Source organism: Lentilactobacillus otakiensis DSM 19908 = JCM 15040, from assembly GCF_001434145.1.
Lineage (GTDB): Bacteria > Bacillota > Bacilli > Lactobacillales > Lactobacillaceae > Lentilactobacillus > Lentilactobacillus otakiensis.
The window spans coordinates 76974-94060 of the sequence record NZ_AZED01000013.1 but is presented as its reverse complement, the minus strand read 5'-3'; the positions used below and the strand labels follow the sequence as shown (position 1 = coordinate 94060).

Here is a 17087-nt window from a genome sequence, read left to right as displayed (position 1 = left end):
TTTTATAGAATCATGAGGAGGATAACGAAATGCCTAGAAAAGGAAATGTTCAAAAGCGGGAAGTACTTCCTGATCCAATTTATAACTCAAAATTGGTAACCCGTTTAATCAACCGTTTGATGTTAGACGGTAAGCGTGGAACTGCATCACAAATTTTATATGGTGCATTTGACATCATTAAGAAAGAAACTAACAACGAACCAGTTGACGTCTTCGAAGAAGCTATGAAGAACGTTATGCCGGTCCTTGAAGTTAAGGCTCGTCGTGTTGGTGGTTCTAACTACCAAGTTCCAATCGAAGTTCGACCAGATCGTCGTACGACATTGGGCTTACGTTGGATCGTTAACTACGCTCGTTCACGTGGTGAGCATACTATGACTGAACGTCTTGCACGTGAAATCATGGATGCTGCTAACAACACCGGTGCATCAGTTAAGAAACGTGAAGACACACATAGAATGGCTGAAGCCAACCGTGCATTTGCACATTATCGTTGGTAATCTCAGAATTGTTCTAAACAGCTCAAACTAATAAGTGGCTGATTTAGCCACTTTTTGTACGAATCGGAAGGAGTTACACAATGGCTAACAAACGAGAATTTCCGCTAGAAAAAACTCGTAATATCGGGATTATGGCCCATATCGATGCTGGTAAGACTACAACTACTGAACGTATCTTGTACTATACCGGTAAGATTCACAAAATTGGTGAAACCCATGATGGTGCTTCACAAATGGACTGGATGCCACAAGAACAGGAACGTGGTATTACTATCACATCAGCTGCGACTACAGCTCAATGGAAAGACCACCGTATCAACATTATTGATACCCCAGGACACGTGGACTTTACTGTTGAAGTTGAACGTTCACTTCGTGTTTTGGATGGCGCTATTGCCGTTCTGGATGCCCAAGCTGGTGTTGAGCCTCAAACCGAAACTGTTTGGCGTCAAGCATCTGACTATGACGTTCCACGGATCGTATTCGTTAACAAGATGGACAAAGTTGGTGCCAACTTTGACTTCTCTGTTGGCTCAATCCAAGACCGTTTGAACGCTAAGCCACTTCCTATTCAGATGCCAATCGGTGCTGAAGATAATTTCGAAGGGGTTATTGACCTGGTCGAAATGAAAGCTGATATCTATGATGAAGATAAGCTTGGTTCTAATTGGGATACAGTTGATGTTCCTGATGAATATAAGGATGAAGCTAAGAAGCGTCGTGACCAATTAGTTGAAACTTTGGCTGATGTTGATGACGATATTATGAACAAGTACCTTGAAGGTGAAGAAATTCCAGTCCCTGAAATCAAGGCCGCTATTCGTAAAGCTACTTTGAACTTGGAACTGTTCCCAGTATTGGCTGGTTCAGCATTCAAGAACAAAGGTGTTCAGATGTTGATGGATGCAACCATTGATTACTTGCCATCACCACTTGATGTTAAACCATATAAGGCTGTTGATCCTCAAACAGGCGATGACATTGAATTGAAAGCAAACGATGATGCCAGCTTTGCTGCTTTGGCATTCAAGGTTGCTACTGATCCATTCGTTGGTCGTTTAACTTATATCCGTGTTTACTCAGGTACACTTGAATCAGGTTCATATATTTTGAATGCTACTAAAGACAAACGTGAACGTGTTGGTCGTTTGCTTCAGATGCATTCAAATCACCGTCAAGAAATCCCAGAAGTATTCTCAGGTGATATAGCTGCCGCCATTGGTTTGAAGAACACCACTACTGGTGATTCATTAACCGATGTCGATCATCCACTTCATTTGGAATCAATGGAATTCCCTGACCCAGTTATCCAGGTTGCCGTTGAACCTAAGACTAAGGCTGACCAGGATAAGATGAACGTTGCTCTTCAAAAACTTTCTGAAGAGGATCCAACATTCAAGGCCACAACAAACCCAGAAACTGGCGAAACATTGATTGCCGGAATGGGTGAGTTGCATTTGGACATTATCATTGACCGTATGAAGCGTGAATTCCACGTTGAAGCCACTGTTGGTGCCCCACAAGTTTCATACCGTGAAGCATTTACTAAACCAACCAAGGCTCAAGGTAAATTCATCCGTCAGTCTGGTGGTAAAGGTCAATATGGTGATGTTTGGATTGAATTTACACCAAACGAAGAAGGAAAAGGTTTCGAATTCGAAGATGCTATTGTTGGTGGTGTTGTTCCTCGTGAATACATCCCAGCCGTAGAACAAGGTTTGAAGGAATCATTAGCTAACGGTGTTCTTGCCGGTTACCCATTGATTGACTTAAAAGCCAAGTTATACGATGGTAGTTATCATGAAGTCGATTCTAGTGAAGCTGCATTTAAGGTAGCTGCATCAATCGCCCTTCGTAACGCTGCTAAGACCGCTGCCCCAGTAATCTTGGAACCAATCATGAAGGTTGATATCAACGTCCCTGAAGAGTACATGGGTGATGTTATGGGCCAAGTTACTGCAAGACGTGGACGTGTTGACGGAATGGAAAGCCGAAGCGGTGCTGAAGTTATTCATTCATTCGTTCCACTTGCTGAAATGTTTGGTTATGCAACTACACTTCGTTCTGCATCACAAGGTCGTGGTACTTTCACTATGACATTTGATCATTACGAGCCAGTTCCAAAGAGTATTCAAGCTGAAATTATTAAGAAAAACGGTGGGAACCAACCTGCTGAAGATTAATTTCAAATCAAGAGACCGGAATTTGATTCCGATCTCTTTTTTTATGCTCTGACGACTGTATTGTTTCTTCGGAACGGGTTATAATAGTTCAGTTGAAGTTATGTACGTTCATTTGGATATCAAAAAAGTTTAAATAAGTTTTTTTAAGTAACAGTAATATTACAAATCGAAATAATTGCTGTTAACACTTGTTTTATGCGGCTTTTTTTAGTACACTATTTGAGTACTTGTTTTTAGGGATAAGTTTGCCCTAAAGCAATATGTATTAGCTTTGATGTGAAAGGTTGCGACACACCCGGATGCTTTGCCATGGGTTTGGCGGTAATTTTCACGGAGTTAGTCCTATTTTCAAAATAGACGAAGGAGGGAACACAATGGCAAAACAAAAAATTCGTATTCGGTTGAAGGCATACGAGCATCGTATCCTTGACCAATCCGCAGACAAGATTGTTGCAACTGCGCAAAGAACTGGAGCTACTATCTCAGGTCCAATTCCATTGCCAACTGATCGTACAATCTATACTGTTTTAGCTTCACCACATAAGTTTAAGGATTCTCGTGAGCAATTTGAAATTTTAACTCACAAGCGATTAATCGATATTTTGAATCCAACGCCAAAGACAGTTGACTCATTAATGAAGCTCGACTTGCCTAGCGGTGTGGATATTGAAATTAAACTATAATAAATACAATATATCGGAGGTGTACTCATGACCAGAAAAGGAATCTTAGGAAAGAAAGTTGGAATGACGCAAGTCTTCACTGATAACGGCGAATTAGTACCTGTTACTGTCGTTGAAGTGACACCTAACGTTATTATGCAAATCAAGACCGTTGAAAATGATGGTTACGATTCAGTTCAATTAGGCTATGCAGACAAACGTACTGTGCTTACTAATAAGCCAGAACAAGGTCACGCAAAGAAAGCAAATACTACTCCTAAGCGCTTCATTAAAGAAATCAAAGATGTTGAGCTGGGAGATTATAAAGTATCTGATGAAGTTAAGGCAGATATCTTTAAACCAGGAGACATCGTTGATGTAACTGGAACTACCAAAGGTCATGGATACCAAGGTAACGTTCATAAAGATGGCCAATCACGTGGACCAGAAACTCATGGTTCTCGTTATCACCGTCGTCCAGGTTCACTTGGTGTCATTATTAACCGAGTTGTTCCTGGCATGAAATTGCCTGGTCGAATGGGTAACAAAACTGTTACTATTCAAAACTTAGAGATCGTTAATGCTGATACTGACAACAACGTTCTTTTAATCAAAGGTAATGTACCTGGTGCAAATAAATCATATATCACAATCAGAAGTGCCGTTCACGGCTCAAACAAGTAGAAGGGAGGCAACCATAGATGACTGACGTAGCATTATATAAACAAGACGGAAGTAAGAATGGTACCGTTGCATTAAACGATGGTATCTTCGGTATCGAGCCCAACAATAACGTTGTGTTTGATGCAATTGTTATGCAACGTGCTTCTTTACGTCAAGGAACACATTCTGTTAAAAACCGTTCAGCAGTTCGCGGCGGTGGAAAGAAGCCTTGGCGTCAAAAAGGTACTGGTAGAGCTCGACAAGGTTCTATCCGATCACCACAATGGCGTGGCGGTGGAATCGTCTTCGGACCTACTCCACGTTCATACTCATACCGTTTGCCTAAGAAAGTTTCTCGTTTGGCATTAAAGTCAGTGCTATCAGAAAAGGTTTCAGACAACAAGTTAGTTGTTGTTGATACTTTGAAGTTTGATGCACCAAAGACTAAAGAATTCGCCGAATTATTAGGTAAATTAGACGTTTCAACTAAGACATTAGTAGTTTTGGAAGACGACAACGAAAAAGCAGTTTTGTCTGCTCGTAACTTGGAAAACGTTAAAGTTGTTTCTGCACAAGGCATTAACACTTTAGACGTTGCCGATCACGATAAAGTTGTCATTACGAAAGCTGCTCTTTCTCAAGTAGAGGAGGTGCTCGCATAATGGAATCACGCGATATCATTTTACGTCCAGTTATTACTGAAGAAACAACCAGCAAGATGGACGACAAGACATACACATTCGATGTTGATTTACGAGCAACTAAGACCCAAGTTAAAAAGGCTATCGAAGACATCTTTGATGTTAAGGTTGTCCGAGTAAACATTATGAATGTTCGAGGCAAGTTAAAGCGCCAAGGTCGCTACGCTGGTTATACCAAGAAGCGTCGTAAGGCAATCGTTACATTAACTGCCGATTCAAAAGAAATCGAATTATTCAACGAAGAATAATCAATGAAATCTCTAATTTAGGAGGAAAACGTTTTGGCCATTAAAACATATAAGCCAACCAGTAATGGTAGACGTAATATGACAAGTTTAGACTACAGCACGATTACTAAACGTAAGCCTGAAAAGTCTTTACTTGAATCAAAAAGCAAAACAGCCGGCCGTAACAACTATGGTCACATGACTGTTCGTCACCGTGGTGGTGGTAACAAGAATCAATATCGTATTATTGATTTCAAACGTATCAAGGATGACGTCATGGCAACTGTTAAAGCAATCGAATACGATCCTAACCGGACTGCAAACATCGCTTTAATCGTTTATACCGACGGAATCAAATCATACATCATTGCACCTAAGGGATTAAAAGTGGGTGACAAGGTCGAATCAGGCGTTAACGCTGATATCAAGCCAGGTAATACATTACCATTGTCAAACATTCCTGTCGGTACAATTATTCACAACATCGAATTAAAGCCTGGTAAGGGTGGTCAGCTTGTTCGTTCAGCTGGTGCATCTGCACAGTTGCTTGGTAGAGATGGCAAGTATTCACTTGTTAGACTTGCATCTGGTGAAGTTCGTTTAATCCTTAGCACTAATCGAGCAACAATTGGCTCAGTAAGTAATGAAGAACATGAACTTATCAATGTTGGTAAAGCTGGTCGGACACGTTACAAGGGTCAACGTCCTCATGTACGTGGATCTGTAATGAACCCTAACGATCACCCTCATGGTGGTGGTGAAGGTAAAGCACCAGTTGGTCTTCCATCACCATTATCACCATGGGGTAAGAAGACAGTTGGTAAGAAGACTCGTTCTAAGAAGTCACGTTCAAACAAATTCATCGTTCGTCGTCGTAAAGCTTCGAAGATGTAATAGAATGCATTTATTAATGCGATTAATATCTGTACAGAGGAGGTTGCAAAATGAGTCGTAGTTTAAAAAAGGGACCATTCGCCGATGAGTACTTACTGAAAAAAGTAGATGCTCAAAAAGGCCAAGACAAGAAAGCTGTTATCAAGACTTGGTCACGCCGATCAACGATTTTCCCAAGCTTTATTGGATATACATTTGCTGTTTATGATGGACGGAAGCACGTCCCAGTATATGTCCAAGAAGACATGGTTGGTCATAAGCTCGGAGAATTCGTACCTACTCGTACATTCCATGGTCATGGAACAGACGATAAGAAGACTGTTTAATAACAAGGAGGATAACTAATGGCTGAACAAGTTACATCAGCAAAAGCAACTGCCAAAACTGTTCGCATTGCCGCACGTAAGGTCCGTCTTGTAGTTGATCTTATCAAAGGTAAGAGTGTTGCTGAAGCAGCCGCAATCTTGGATTTCACACCCCGCGGTGCTTCTCCGGTAGTTTCAAAAGTTCTTAAATCTGCAGTTGCTAACGCAGAAAATAATTTCGATTTAGATTCAGAAAACTTGTTTGTAAGTGAAGCATTTGTAAACGAAGGTCCAACGCTCAAGCGGTTCCGTCCTCGTGCAAAAGGTTCAGCTTCACCAATCAACAAGCGTACAAGTCACATTACAATTGTTGTATCAGAAAAAGAGGAGGGATAACGCGTGGGTAATAAGATAAATCCTAATGGTTTACGAGTTGGAATCATTCGCGACTGGGAAGCTAAGTGGTATGCAGGTAAAGACTATGCAGCTTACTTAAAAGAAGATTTGCAAATCCGTAAATATATAGAGAAGCGTCTTGCTAATGCGTCTGTTTCTACTGTTGAAATTGAACGTGCAGCAAATCGCGTTAACGTTTCAATTCATACCGCCAAACCAGGAATGGTTATTGGTAAGGGTGGATCTGAGGTTGAAAATCTTCGTAAAGAGCTTAACGACCTCACTGGTAAGAGAGTTCACATCAACATCATCGAAATCAAGAAGCCTGATTTGGATGCTAAGTTGGTTGGCGAAAACATTGCCCGTCAATTGGAAGGCCGTGTAGCATTCCGTCGTGCAATGCGTCAAGCTATGCAACGTACTATGCGTTCAGGTGCCAAGGGTATTAAAACCCAGGTTGCTGGTCGTCTTAATGGTGCTGATATGGCTCGTGTTGAATCATACTCAGATGGAACTGTTCCTTTGCATACTTTAAGAGCAGATATTGACTACTCATGGGTTGAAGCTTTTACTACCTATGGATCAATTGGTGTAAAAACTTGGATCTATCGTGGTGAAGTTCTCCCTGAAAAGCCAAAGGACAGCAAAGCTGCTAAAGGAGGGAAATAAACATGTTAGTACCTAAACGTGTAAAGCATCGTCGTGAACATCGTGGCAAGCTTCGTGGAACTGCCAAGGGTGGTAAGACGGTTACTTTCGGTGACTACGGTTTACAATCACTCGATTCACATTGGATCACTAACCGTCAAATCGAAGCATGCCGTGTGGCGATGACTCGTCATATGAAACGTGGAGGAAAAGTTTGGATCAAGATTTTCCCTCATAAATCATATACTGAAAAAGGTGTCGGAGTTCGAATGGGTAATGGTAAAGGTACACCAGCTGGCTGGGTTTCACCAGTTAAGCGTGGCAAAGTATTGTTCGAAATTGGTGGAGTTGACAAAGCAACTGCCCATGAAGCATTACGCCTTGCATCAAACAAACTTCCTGTTCGTACTAAGATCATAGAACGTGAGGAAGTAGGTGGCGAATCAAATGAAGGCTAAAGATATCAGTAAGTTAACCACTGCTCAAATGATTGATAAAGAAAAAGATTACAAAGATGAATTGTTCAATCTTCGTTTCCAATTAGCCACTGGCCAGTTGGAGAACACTGCACGCTTGAAGCAAGTTCGTAAGAACATTGCGCGCATTAAGACTGCACTTCGTCAACAAGAACTCAACAAATAGAATGCGATAAGGGAGGTATAATTAATGGCTGAAGAACGTAACCAGCGTAAGGTTTATCAAGGACGCGTTGTTTCTGACAAGAGTGATAAGACAATTACTGTTGAAGTTTCAACTTACAAGAAACATGCAACATATGGTAAGCGTGTTAGATACTCGAAGAAATTTACTGCGCATGATGAAAATAACGAAGCTAAAACCGGTGATCTTGTTCAAATCATGGAAACTCGACCATTGTCTAAGACAAAGCGTTTCCGTTTAATCAAGATTGTTGAAAAAGCAGTTATTATTTAACTTTACTTAATTATCATTATTATCGTATTCGATCCAATGATGAAGGGAGGATATACCTGTGATTCAACAAGAAAGTCGATTAAAAGTTGCCGACAACTCAGGTGCACGAGAATTGTTAACTATTAAGGTTTTAGGTGGCTCAACCAGAAGGTATGCCGGAATCGGTGATACTATTGTTGCTACGGTTAAACAAGCAACACCAGGTGGCGTTGTCAAAAAGGGTGATGTCGTTAAGGCTGTTGTAGTCCGTACTAAAGCTGTTACTCGTCGTAACGATGGTTCATACATCCGTTTTGATGAAAATGCTGCAGTTCTTATCCGTGATGACAAGAGTCCACAAGGCACTCGTATCTTTGGCCCAGTTGCTCGCGAATTACGTGACAGCAACTTCATGAAGATTGTTTCGTTAGCCCCAGAAGTACTGTAATCACAACCAGGATATAAGGAGGTGCCGTAGATGTTCATTAAAACTGGTGACAAAGTCCGTGTTATTAGTGGTAAGGACAAAGGTAAGGAAGGGACAGTCACTAAGACTATCGCTTCAAAAGATCGTGTAATTGTTGAAGGTATCAACAAAGTTAAGAAGCATACAAAAGCTTCCTCAACTAATCCACAAGGTGGAATTATTGATGCAGAAGCCCCAATTCACGTATCAAATGTTATGCTAATTGACCCATCAACCAACGAACCAACTCGTATTGGTATCAAAGTTGAAGATGGTAAAAAAGTTCGTTACTCAAAGAAATCGCAAAAAGCGATCGATTAATCACTAGTGAAAGGAGGATACCTTTTAAATGTCAAGTCGTTTACGAGAAAAATTCAATAGCGAAATTACTCCACACATGATGGATAAGTTCAGCTACAAATCAGTTATGCAAGCTCCTAAGATCGACAAAATCGTTCTTAACATGGGAGTTGGTGATGCGGTTACTAACGCAAAAAACCTCGATGAAGCTGTTTCTGAATTAGCTTTGATTTCAGGTCAAAAGCCATTGGTTACTAAAGCCAAGAAATCAATCGCCGGATTCAGATTGCGTGAGGGCATGTCAATCGGTGCCAAAGTTACACTCCGTGGTGACAGAATGTATGAATTCTTAGATAAGCTAATTAATGTTTCATTACCACGTGTTCGTGATTTCCATGGTGTAAGTACTCGAGCCTTTGATGGTCGTGGTAACTACACTTTGGGTGTCCGTGAACAATTGATTTTCCCTGAAATTAATTACGATAACGTTAACCGTGTTAGAGGTTTGGATATTGTAATTGTAACTACTGCAAATACCGATGAAGAGTCACATGAATTGTTAGCTCAATTCGGTATGCCATTTGCCAGATAAAGAGGAGGTTTCACATTGGCTAAAAAATCATTAATTGTAAAAAGTGAACGCCCTGCTAAGTTCTCAACACAGAATTACACTCGTTGCGAACGTTGCGGACGACCTCGTTCTGTATACAAGAAATTCCATTTATGCCGTTTATGCATCCGTGAACTTGCCCACAAAGGTCAAATTCCTGGCATGAAGAAAGCTAGTTGGTAATAATTAAAAAGGAGGTTGTGCGCTGATGTCTATGACTGATCCAATTGCAGACTTTTTAACTCGCATTCGTAATGCAAACATGGTTTACCATGAAACAGTTGAAGTTCCTGCATCAAAAATCAAACGCGACATTGCTGAGATCCTTAAACGTGAGGGTTTTGTACGCGACGTTGAATATATCGAAGATGACAAGCAAGGCATTATCCGTGTCTTCTTGAAGTATGGCAAGGATAAGCAACGTGTCATTACTGGTCTTAAGAGAATTTCTAAGCCAGGTTTACGTTCATATGTTAAAGCAGATGCAGTTCCTAAGGTTTTAAACGGTCTTGGAATTGCTATCATTTCCACATCTAACGGTGTGATTACAGATAAGCAAGCACGTGCCCAAAAAATTGGCGGCGAAGTGTTAGCTTACGTATGGTAAAATTCATTAAATTGGAGGTGTAATCGATGAGTCGAATTGGTTATAAAACCATCGAATTACCAAAAGGTGTCGAGGTAAAAGCAGATGGCAACACAGTAACTGTTAAAGGTGCCAAAGGATCTTTGACCCGTGAAATTTCATCACAAATTAAGATGACAATCAAGGGTAGCGAAGTAAACTTTGAGCCCATTGGCGATTACAACGATAAAGTACGTGCATTGCATGGTACTACACGAGCAAACGTCAGCAACATGGTTGACGGTGTAACTGACGGCTTCAAAAAGACTTTGAAGCTGGTTGGTGTTGGATACCGTGCACAACTTAAGGGAAAGAACCTGACTTTGAATGTTGGTTATTCAAACCCTGTTGAAATAACTGTTCCAGACAATCTTACTGTAGAAGTTCCTGATAATACTACTATTCATATTAATGGTATCAGCAAGCAAGCAGTTGGTGACTTTGCTGCATCAGTTCGTTCAGTACGTTCGCCTGAACCATATAAAGGTAAAGGTATTCGTTATGAAAACGAACATATTATTCGTAAGGAAGGTAAGACTGGTAAGTAGTAAGATACCAGCCTAATAAAATTTTGAGGTGACTATTGTGATTTCTAAACCAGATAAAAATAAGAATCGGAAACGCCGTCATAATCGTGTCCGTAATAAAATTTCTGGTACTGCCGAGCGCCCACGCTTGAATGTATATCGTTCTAATAAAAACATCTACGCTCAAATTATTGATGACGTAGAGGGTGTAACGCTTGTTAGTGCCTCAACACTTGATTCTGCAATCAGTAGTAGTAACAAGACTGAACAAGCAGCCAGTGTTGGTAAATTAGTAGCTCAACGTGCTAGCGAAAAGAACATCAAAGATGTTGTTTTTGATCGTGGTGGATACTTGTATCATGGTCGTGTTCAAGCTCTTGCAGATGCTGCTCGTGAAAATGGACTAGAATTCTAATAAAGGAGGAATAACCGCACATGAAGAAATTTATTGATCCAGATAAGTTAGAGCTTGAAGACAGCGTAGTTTCGATTAATCGGATCACTAAAGTTGTAAAAGGTGGACGTCGTCTTCGTTTTGCTGCTTTAGTAGTTGTTGGAGACAAGCACGGACATGTTGGTTTCGGAACTGGTAAAGCTCAAGAAGTTCCAGAAGCTATCCGTAAAGCAGTTGAAGCAGCTCGTAAAAACTTAATTGAGGTTCCGATTGTTGGTACAACGATTCCTCATGAAGTTCTCGGAACATTTGGTGGTGGCCGAATTTTATTGAAGCCTGCTGAAGAAGGTTCTGGAGTAGCAGCCGGCGGTGCCGTTCGTTCCGTGATGGAATTAGCTGGTATCGACGATGTTACTAGTAAACGACTGGGTTCCAATACTCCTATCAACGTTATCCGAGCAACTTTCAAGGGCTTGGTTGAGTTGAAGAGTGCTGAAGAAATTTCAGCTTTACGTGGGGTTTCAACCCAACATTTAGCTGAATAAGGAGGGTGTTTTAGATGGCTCAATTAAAAATTACTTTAAAACGTAGCGTAACTCATCGCCTTCCAAAGCAACGTAAAATTGTGAAGGCTCTTGGCTTGGGTCGAGTTAATAGTACTGTTGTCAAACCTGACAATGAATCTATTCGTGGAGCCCTTTTCCAAATCGCTCATTTAATCGAAGTTGAACAAGTTAAAGACTAATAATTAGTAAGGAGGTGCCAATTTCATGAAATTAAATGAATTGAAGGCTGCTGAAGGTTCTCGTTCATTACGTACTCGTAAAGGTCGTGGCCGTTCTGCCGGTAAAGGTAAGACTGCTGGACGTGGCCAAAAGGGTCAAAAGGCTCGTAGCAAGACTCGTGTAGGTTTCGAAGGTGGCCAAATGCCATTGTATCGTCGAATTCCTAAACGTGGATTCAACAACATCAACCGTAAGGAATATGCTGTTGTTAATGTTGCTAAGCTTGAAACTTTTGACAACGGTACTGAAGTGACTCCGGAATTGCTTCAACAATCAGGAATCGTTAATAATGCCAAGTCAGGCATCAAGATTCTTGGTGAAGGTGAACTGACCAAAAAGTTGACCGTTAAAGCTAACAAATTTTCAAAATCTGCACAATCCGTAATTGAAAATGCGGGCGGTAAAATCGAGGTGGTTTAATGCTTTCGACTTTAGCAAAAGCATTCAAAGTAAAAGATATTCGTAATAAGATGCTTTTCACTTTGTTTGTCCTAGTTATATTCCGATTGGGAGCATACATAACTGTTCCCGGGATCAATGCCAAAGCATTAACATCCGTTGCATCTTCTGGATTAGTTAGTATTTTAAACACCTTTAGTGGTGGTGGACTTACCAACTATTCAATCTTTGCAATGGGAGTTTCCCCTTACATTACAGCACAAATTATCATCCAGTTGCTTCAGATGGATATCGTTCCGCGATATGTTGAATGGGGTAAACAAGGTGAAGTTGGACGTCGTAAGTTGAATCAGCATACAAGATATTTAACTGTGATCCTGGCATTTTTCCAATCCGTTGGAATTACCGCCGGATTTAATCAGTTGAGTAGCTTAAATCTTGTTCAGAATCCTAGTATTAAAACGTTTGTGATCATCGGATTAATTTTAACTGGTGGGACAATGTTAACAACTTGGATGGGTGACATGATTACTGAACGAGGCTTAGGAAACGGAATCTCAATGATTATCTTTGCAGGTATCATTGCTCGAATCCCTGTTGGCCTTCAGTCATTGTGGACACAGTACTTTGTTGGTGTTACCGGAGCAGATTTGTGGCAACCAATCCTTTTTGCGGTTGCATTACTGATCATTGTTCTGGTTATCGTGACCTTTGTTACTTGGGTTCAACAAGCTGAACGACGAGTTCCTATTCAATATACTAGAAGAGTTTCTGGTTCGCCAGACAGCAGTTATCTTCCACTAAAAGTTAACGTTGCCGGTGTTATTCCAGTTATCTTTGCAAGTTCATTCATTGCAACTCCTCAAACTATATTGATGGCGTTCACTAACAATTATTCAACTGCAACCTGGTTCCAAGTATTAAACAATTTGTTTAATATGCAGACACCAACTGGTGCAGCTTTCTATACAATTCTGATTATCATGTTTACTTTCTTCTATGCATTTGTTCAAGTTAACCCAGAAAAACTTTCTGAGAACTTGCAAAAGCAAGGTAGTTACATCCCTGGTGTATGGCCAGGACATGAGACACAATCTTATGTTTCAGACTTATTGATGAAGTTAAGTACTGTAGGTGCATTGTTCTTAGGGGTGGTTGCTTTGATCCCTCTGATTGCACAAAACTTATGGAACTTGGACGAATCAATTGGTTTGGGTGGAACTAGTCTACTAATCGTTGTTGGTGTTGCAATTGAAACGATTCGTCAGATTCGTGGGTTAATGATGAAGCGTGAGTATGTTGGCTTCATCCATGAAAATCGACCAACTGATGATTAATTTCAACTAATCCAACTATTGACAAGGAGGAAAATTAGATGTCATTGAACTTGATATTAATGGGATTGCCTGGCGCAGGGAAGGGTACTCAAGCACAATTTATTGTGGATAAGTATCATGTTCCTCACATTTCAACCGGAGACATGTTCCGTGATGCGATTTCTAATAGCACACCTCTTGGGGTTAAGGCGAAAGAATTCACTGATAAAGGAAATTTGGTTCCAGATGAAGTGACCAACGGAATTGTGAAAGAACGATTATCTCAAGCTGATACAAAGCCCGGCTTTTTATTAGATGGTTATCCAAGAACCTTGGAGCAAGCAGATGCATTGTCTCAAATGACTAAGGACTTAGACAAGCCGCTTACAGCTGTGATCAACATTGATGTTGATCCTAAGCTGTTGACTGAGCGTTTGTCAGGCCGATTCATCTGTAAGAAATGTGGTGCAACTTATCATAAGTTGTACCACATGCCTAAAGTTCCAGGAACGTGTGATGTCTGTGGTGGGCATGAATTTTACCAGCGTGAGGACGACAAACCCGAAGCTGTTAAAAACCGTCTTAAAGTAAACGTTAAGATGAATACACCATTGATTGCATACTATAAGGATCGCGATCTTCTATTCAATGTTGATGGAAGCAAAGACATTGACGAAGTTTGGCAAAATGTTGATAAAATTCTAAGCACACTCTAAGCCTAACTAATTATGTGTTGAGTCAGTTAGATTGATGAAATATAATGAATGTGTTAAACTGTCAAAGGTTTGTCAAGATTAATTTAATTTATTCAATCTAATTTAACATTGGAGGTGTAATTGAGTGGCTAAAGATAATGTTATTGAAGTCGAAGGAAAAGTTGTTGAAACATTGCCCAATGCAATGTTTCGAGTTGAACTTGAAAACGGGCATGAAATCCTAGCCCATGTTTCTGGTAAGATTCGGATGCATTATATTCGAATCCTTCCTGGTGACAAGGTTACGGTTGAAATGTCTCCTTACGACTTAACTAAAGGACGTATTACTTATAGATTTAAGTAGTCCTTTTTCGTCATTTTTTTTCGAGGAGGGTTAAAAATGAAAGTACGACCATCAGTACGAAAAATGTGTGAACATTGCAAGATCATCAAAAGAAAAGGCCGAGTAATGGTTATTTGCTCAGCAAACCCAAAGCACAAACAGCGCCAAGGTAAATAAACATAAACAGGAGGTGTATGCTCAATGGCTCGTATTGCCGGAATTGATTTACCCCGTGACAAGCGAATTGTTATCGGTTTAACTTATATTTTTGGTATTGGTAACACAACTGCTCAAAAAGTTTTAGCTAAAGCTGGAGTTTCTGAGGATGTTCGTGTTCGTGATTTAACACCAGACCAAGAAGACAAAATCCGTGAAGTTGTCGGCGATCTTAAAATCGAAGGTGACTTACGTCGGGAAGTAAGTATGAACATTAAACGACTCCAAGAAATTGGATCATATCGTGGAATGCGTCATCGTCGTGGACTGCCAGTTCGTGGTCAACATACCAAGAACAACGCCCGCACTCGTAAAGGTAGCAAAGTTGCTGCTGGTAGAAGAAAATAATTAAAGAAGGAGGTCATCAGTTTTTATGGTAAATAAAAAGACAAGTCGTAAACGTCGTGCTAAAAAGAATATTGCTGCCGGTGTTGCACATATCCATTCAACATTCAACAATACTTTAGTTATGATTACCGACACCACTGGAAATGCGGTTTCTTGGTCATCTGCTGGTGCATTAGGATTCCGTGGAAGTCGTAAGTCAACACCTTTCGCAGCACAAATGGCTGCTGAAGCTGCTGCTAAAGCATCAATGGAACATGGCATGAAGTCCGTTGAAGTTGCTGTTAAAGGACCTGGTTCAGGCCGTGAGTCTGCTATCCGTGCACTCCAAGCAACTGGACTAGAAGTTACTGCTATTCGTGATGTTACTCCGGTACCTCACAATGGTTCTCGTCCTCCAAAGCGTCGTCGAGTTTAATTAAGACATTCAATATAGTGAATATTACTTTGTTTAAGCATATTGATATTTTGCATGAAGACTCACGCGTTTTGAAAGGGGTTAATGATAAGAATGATTGAATTTGAAAAGCCTAACATTCATAAAATTGAAGAAACTAGTAATTTTGGGGAAGTCGTCGTTGAACCGCTCGAACGTGGATATGGTACAACTCTCGGAAATTCACTGAGACGTACATTATTATCATCACTTCCAGGTGCTGCGGTTACAAGTATCCAGATTGATGATGTTCTGCACGAATTTTCGACGATCAAAGGTGTTGTCGAAGATGTTACTCAAATTATCTTGAATGTTAAGAAAATTTCTTTGAAATTAGATGGGCCAGAAGATGAAGAAGAAAATTTGGAAATCGATGTAATTGGTCCTGCTGACGTTACTGCCGGTGATATTCAAGCTGACGGTGATGTAACTGTTCTGAACCCTGATTTGCACATCGCAACCGTTGCTGAAGGTGCCACATTCCACATGCGGTTAACTGCCAACAAAGGTCGTGGGTACGTTTCAGCTGTTGAAAACAAGAAGCGCAGTTCTGAAATGCCTATCGGTGTGCTACCCGTCGATTCTATTTATACCCCAATCGAACGTGTCAACTATCAGGTTGAAAGTACACGGGTTGGTCAACGTGATGATTTTGATAAGCTTACCTTGGATATTTGGACTGATGGTTCAATCACCCCAAGTGAGGCCGTTAGTTTGGCAGCTAAGATCTTAACTGAACATTTAGAGATGTTTGTTGACTTAACTGATGAAGCTAAGAATACCGAAATCATGGTTGAAAAAGAGGAAACCCACAAAGAAAAAATGTTGGAAATGACAATTGAAGAATTGGACCTTTCAGTTCGTTCATACAACTGTCTTAAACGTGCCGGCATTAATACTGTTCAAGAGCTTACAGAGAAGACCGAAGCTGATATGATGAAGGTTCGTAATCTTGGCCGTAAGTCACTTGAAGAAGTTAAAGAAAAGCTTGCTGCTTTGGGCCTTTCACTTCGTAAAGAAGACTAATAAAGATAAAGAAGGAGGACATCCAATTATGGGTTATCGGAAATTACAACGTAGTAGTGCACATCGTCGCTCATTACTTCGTAACTTGACTACTGAATTGATCATTCATGGTCAAATCATCACCACTGAAGCTAAAGCTAAGGAAGTTCGCTCAACTACCGACAAGATGATTTCACTTGGTAAGCGTGGCGATTTACACGCCCGTCGTCAAGCTGCATCATTTGTTCGTGATGTTGTTGCTGATGTTAAAGAAGATGGTGACGACATTAACGTTACTACTGCTTTGCAAAAAGTATTTGGCGAATTAGCTACAAAGTATGCTGATCGTAATGGTGGATATACACGAATTTTGAAGACCATGCCTCGTCGTGGCGACGGTGCTCCAATGGTCATTTTAGAGTTAGTTGACTAACTAGTATTAAACCAAATCACATATTTATCACGAGAATCACTCAGGTTTTTGGTATAGAACGTTATGATGGTGGAACATAGTTCCTAGTCTAGTTTGAATGT

At 40.5% G+C, this 17087-nt stretch carries 31 protein-coding genes; all 31 read left to right on the top strand.

Translation table 11 applies throughout. From position 1 onward, the window contains the following. The first annotated feature begins 29 nt into the window (after nucleotides 1-29). Entirely contained in the window at nucleotides 30-500 is a 471-nt protein-coding gene (rpsG, locus tag FD05_RS06425; protein ID WP_020281102.1) for a 30S ribosomal protein S7, read from the top strand. An 80-nt stretch (nucleotides 501-580) separates the two neighbouring features. Next, nucleotides 581-2683 (top strand): elongation factor G, encoded by a 2103-nt coding sequence (fusA, locus tag FD05_RS06420; protein ID WP_020281103.1) that lies wholly within the window; start codon nucleotides 581-583, stop codon nucleotides 2681-2683. A 374-nt stretch (nucleotides 2684-3057) separates the two neighbouring features. Then, nucleotides 3058-3366, top strand: coding sequence for a 30S ribosomal protein S10 (gene rpsJ / locus FD05_RS06415; protein WP_013728505.1), 309 nt, complete (start codon nucleotides 3058-3060; stop codon nucleotides 3364-3366). A 27-nt stretch (nucleotides 3367-3393) separates the two neighbouring features. Continuing rightward, nucleotides 3394-4029: a 50S ribosomal protein L3 gene (gene rplC / locus FD05_RS06410; RefSeq protein ID WP_020281104.1), complete on the top strand. Its 636-nt coding sequence runs from the start codon at nucleotides 3394-3396 to the stop codon at nucleotides 4027-4029. Between the two features lie 17 nt (nucleotides 4030-4046). After that, on the top strand, nucleotides 4047-4670 hold the full coding sequence (gene rplD / locus FD05_RS06405) for a 50S ribosomal protein L4 (RefSeq protein ID WP_020281105.1): 624 nt from the start codon (nucleotides 4047-4049) through the stop codon (nucleotides 4668-4670). After that, nucleotides 4670-4957: a 50S ribosomal protein L23 gene (rplW, locus tag FD05_RS06400; protein ID WP_020281106.1), complete on the top strand. Its 288-nt coding sequence runs from the start codon at nucleotides 4670-4672 to the stop codon at nucleotides 4955-4957. Before rplD ends, rplW begins: the two co-directional genes overlap by 1 nt. 33 nt (nucleotides 4958-4990) lie before the next feature. Beyond that, nucleotides 4991-5830: a 50S ribosomal protein L2 gene (rplB, locus tag FD05_RS06395; RefSeq protein WP_039932821.1), complete on the top strand. Its 840-nt coding sequence runs from the start codon at nucleotides 4991-4993 to the stop codon at nucleotides 5828-5830. 50 nt (nucleotides 5831-5880) lie between these two features. Then, a complete protein-coding gene (rpsS, locus tag FD05_RS06390; RefSeq protein ID WP_020281108.1) occupies nucleotides 5881-6156 on the top strand; it encodes a 30S ribosomal protein S19 in 276 nt (91 codons plus the stop codon). 18 nt (nucleotides 6157-6174) lie between these two features. Continuing rightward, on the top strand, nucleotides 6175-6531 hold the full coding sequence (rplV, locus tag FD05_RS06385) for a 50S ribosomal protein L22 (protein ID WP_013728499.1): 357 nt from the start codon (nucleotides 6175-6177) through the stop codon (nucleotides 6529-6531). Between the two features lie 3 nt (nucleotides 6532-6534). After that, on the top strand, nucleotides 6535-7200 hold the full coding sequence (rpsC, locus tag FD05_RS06380) for a 30S ribosomal protein S3 (protein WP_020281109.1): 666 nt from the start codon (nucleotides 6535-6537) through the stop codon (nucleotides 7198-7200). A gap of 2 nt (nucleotides 7201-7202) precedes the next feature. Continuing rightward, on the top strand, nucleotides 7203-7637 hold the full coding sequence (gene rplP / locus FD05_RS06375) for a 50S ribosomal protein L16 (protein WP_020281110.1): 435 nt from the start codon (nucleotides 7203-7205) through the stop codon (nucleotides 7635-7637). After that, nucleotides 7627-7821: a 50S ribosomal protein L29 gene (rpmC, locus tag FD05_RS06370; protein ID WP_008855795.1), complete on the top strand. Its 195-nt coding sequence runs from the start codon at nucleotides 7627-7629 to the stop codon at nucleotides 7819-7821. Before rplP ends, rpmC begins: the two co-directional genes overlap by 11 nt. A 24-nt stretch (nucleotides 7822-7845) precedes the next feature. Further along, the gene (gene rpsQ, locus FD05_RS06365) at nucleotides 7846-8112 is read left to right on the top strand and encodes a 30S ribosomal protein S17 (RefSeq protein ID WP_013728496.1); all 267 of its coding nucleotides are present in this window, start codon (nucleotides 7846-7848) and stop codon (nucleotides 8110-8112) included. A 58-nt stretch (nucleotides 8113-8170) separates the two neighbouring features. Continuing rightward, complete coding sequence (gene rplN, locus FD05_RS06360; protein WP_013728495.1) at nucleotides 8171-8539, top strand: 50S ribosomal protein L14; 369 nt, start codon at nucleotides 8171-8173, stop codon at nucleotides 8537-8539. Nucleotides 8540-8569: 30 nt separating this feature from the next. Beyond that, on the top strand, nucleotides 8570-8878 hold the full coding sequence (gene rplX, locus FD05_RS06355; RefSeq protein ID WP_020281112.1) for a 50S ribosomal protein L24: 309 nt from the start codon (nucleotides 8570-8572) through the stop codon (nucleotides 8876-8878). Between the two features lie 28 nt (nucleotides 8879-8906). Next, on the top strand, nucleotides 8907-9449 hold the full coding sequence (rplE, locus tag FD05_RS06350) for a 50S ribosomal protein L5 (protein ID WP_020281113.1): 543 nt from the start codon (nucleotides 8907-8909) through the stop codon (nucleotides 9447-9449). A gap of 15 nt (nucleotides 9450-9464) precedes the next feature. Next, nucleotides 9465-9650 carry a type Z 30S ribosomal protein S14 gene (locus tag FD05_RS11515; RefSeq protein WP_003635667.1) on the top strand — a complete coding sequence of 62 codons (186 nt, stop codon included), beginning with the start codon at nucleotides 9465-9467 and terminating at the stop codon, nucleotides 9648-9650. A gap of 25 nt (nucleotides 9651-9675) precedes the next feature. Further along, complete coding sequence (gene rpsH, locus FD05_RS06345) at nucleotides 9676-10074, top strand: 30S ribosomal protein S8 (RefSeq protein WP_013728491.1); 399 nt, start codon at nucleotides 9676-9678, stop codon at nucleotides 10072-10074. 26 nt (nucleotides 10075-10100) lie between these two features. Continuing rightward, entirely contained in the window at nucleotides 10101-10640 is a 540-nt protein-coding gene (gene rplF, locus FD05_RS06340) for a 50S ribosomal protein L6 (RefSeq protein WP_020281115.1), read from the top strand. 28 nt (nucleotides 10641-10668) lie between these two features. Next, complete coding sequence (gene rplR / locus FD05_RS06335; protein WP_039932826.1) at nucleotides 10669-11034, top strand: 50S ribosomal protein L18; 366 nt, start codon at nucleotides 10669-10671, stop codon at nucleotides 11032-11034. A gap of 20 nt (nucleotides 11035-11054) precedes the next feature. After that, the gene (gene rpsE / locus FD05_RS06330) at nucleotides 11055-11558 is read left to right on the top strand and encodes a 30S ribosomal protein S5 (RefSeq protein ID WP_020281117.1); all 504 of its coding nucleotides are present in this window, start codon (nucleotides 11055-11057) and stop codon (nucleotides 11556-11558) included. A 14-nt stretch (nucleotides 11559-11572) separates the two neighbouring features. Continuing rightward, the gene (gene rpmD, locus FD05_RS06325) at nucleotides 11573-11758 is read left to right on the top strand and encodes a 50S ribosomal protein L30 (RefSeq protein WP_013728487.1); all 186 of its coding nucleotides are present in this window, start codon (nucleotides 11573-11575) and stop codon (nucleotides 11756-11758) included. A 25-nt stretch (nucleotides 11759-11783) separates the two neighbouring features. Beyond that, entirely contained in the window at nucleotides 11784-12218 is a 435-nt protein-coding gene (gene rplO / locus FD05_RS06320) for a 50S ribosomal protein L15 (RefSeq protein ID WP_020281118.1), read from the top strand. Then, nucleotides 12218-13534 (top strand): preprotein translocase subunit SecY, encoded by a 1317-nt coding sequence (gene secY / locus FD05_RS06315; RefSeq protein WP_020281119.1) that lies wholly within the window; start codon nucleotides 12218-12220, stop codon nucleotides 13532-13534. Before rplO ends, secY begins: the two co-directional genes overlap by 1 nt. Nucleotides 13535-13578: 44 nt before the next feature. Further along, nucleotides 13579-14229 (top strand): adenylate kinase, encoded by a 651-nt coding sequence (locus FD05_RS06310; RefSeq protein ID WP_191980525.1) that lies wholly within the window; start codon nucleotides 13579-13581, stop codon nucleotides 14227-14229. A 124-nt stretch (nucleotides 14230-14353) separates the two neighbouring features. Beyond that, nucleotides 14354-14572, top strand: coding sequence for a translation initiation factor IF-1 (infA, locus tag FD05_RS06305; protein WP_003559541.1), 219 nt, complete (start codon nucleotides 14354-14356; stop codon nucleotides 14570-14572). A gap of 36 nt (nucleotides 14573-14608) precedes the next feature. After that, nucleotides 14609-14728, top strand: coding sequence for a 50S ribosomal protein L36 (rpmJ, locus tag FD05_RS06300; RefSeq protein WP_013728483.1), 120 nt, complete (start codon nucleotides 14609-14611; stop codon nucleotides 14726-14728). Nucleotides 14729-14752: 24 nt separating this feature from the next. After that, the gene (gene rpsM / locus FD05_RS06295; RefSeq protein WP_013728482.1) at nucleotides 14753-15115 is read left to right on the top strand and encodes a 30S ribosomal protein S13; all 363 of its coding nucleotides are present in this window, start codon (nucleotides 14753-14755) and stop codon (nucleotides 15113-15115) included. A 25-nt stretch (nucleotides 15116-15140) separates the two neighbouring features. Then, nucleotides 15141-15530: a 30S ribosomal protein S11 gene (gene rpsK / locus FD05_RS06290; protein WP_020281121.1), complete on the top strand. Its 390-nt coding sequence runs from the start codon at nucleotides 15141-15143 to the stop codon at nucleotides 15528-15530. Nucleotides 15531-15623: 93 nt separating this feature from the next. Next, nucleotides 15624-16574: a DNA-directed RNA polymerase subunit alpha gene (locus FD05_RS06285; RefSeq protein ID WP_020281122.1), complete on the top strand. Its 951-nt coding sequence runs from the start codon at nucleotides 15624-15626 to the stop codon at nucleotides 16572-16574. A gap of 28 nt (nucleotides 16575-16602) precedes the next feature. Further along, nucleotides 16603-16986 (top strand): 50S ribosomal protein L17, encoded by a 384-nt coding sequence (gene rplQ, locus FD05_RS06280; protein ID WP_020281123.1) that lies wholly within the window; start codon nucleotides 16603-16605, stop codon nucleotides 16984-16986. Nucleotides 16987-17087: the final 101 nt, after the last annotated feature.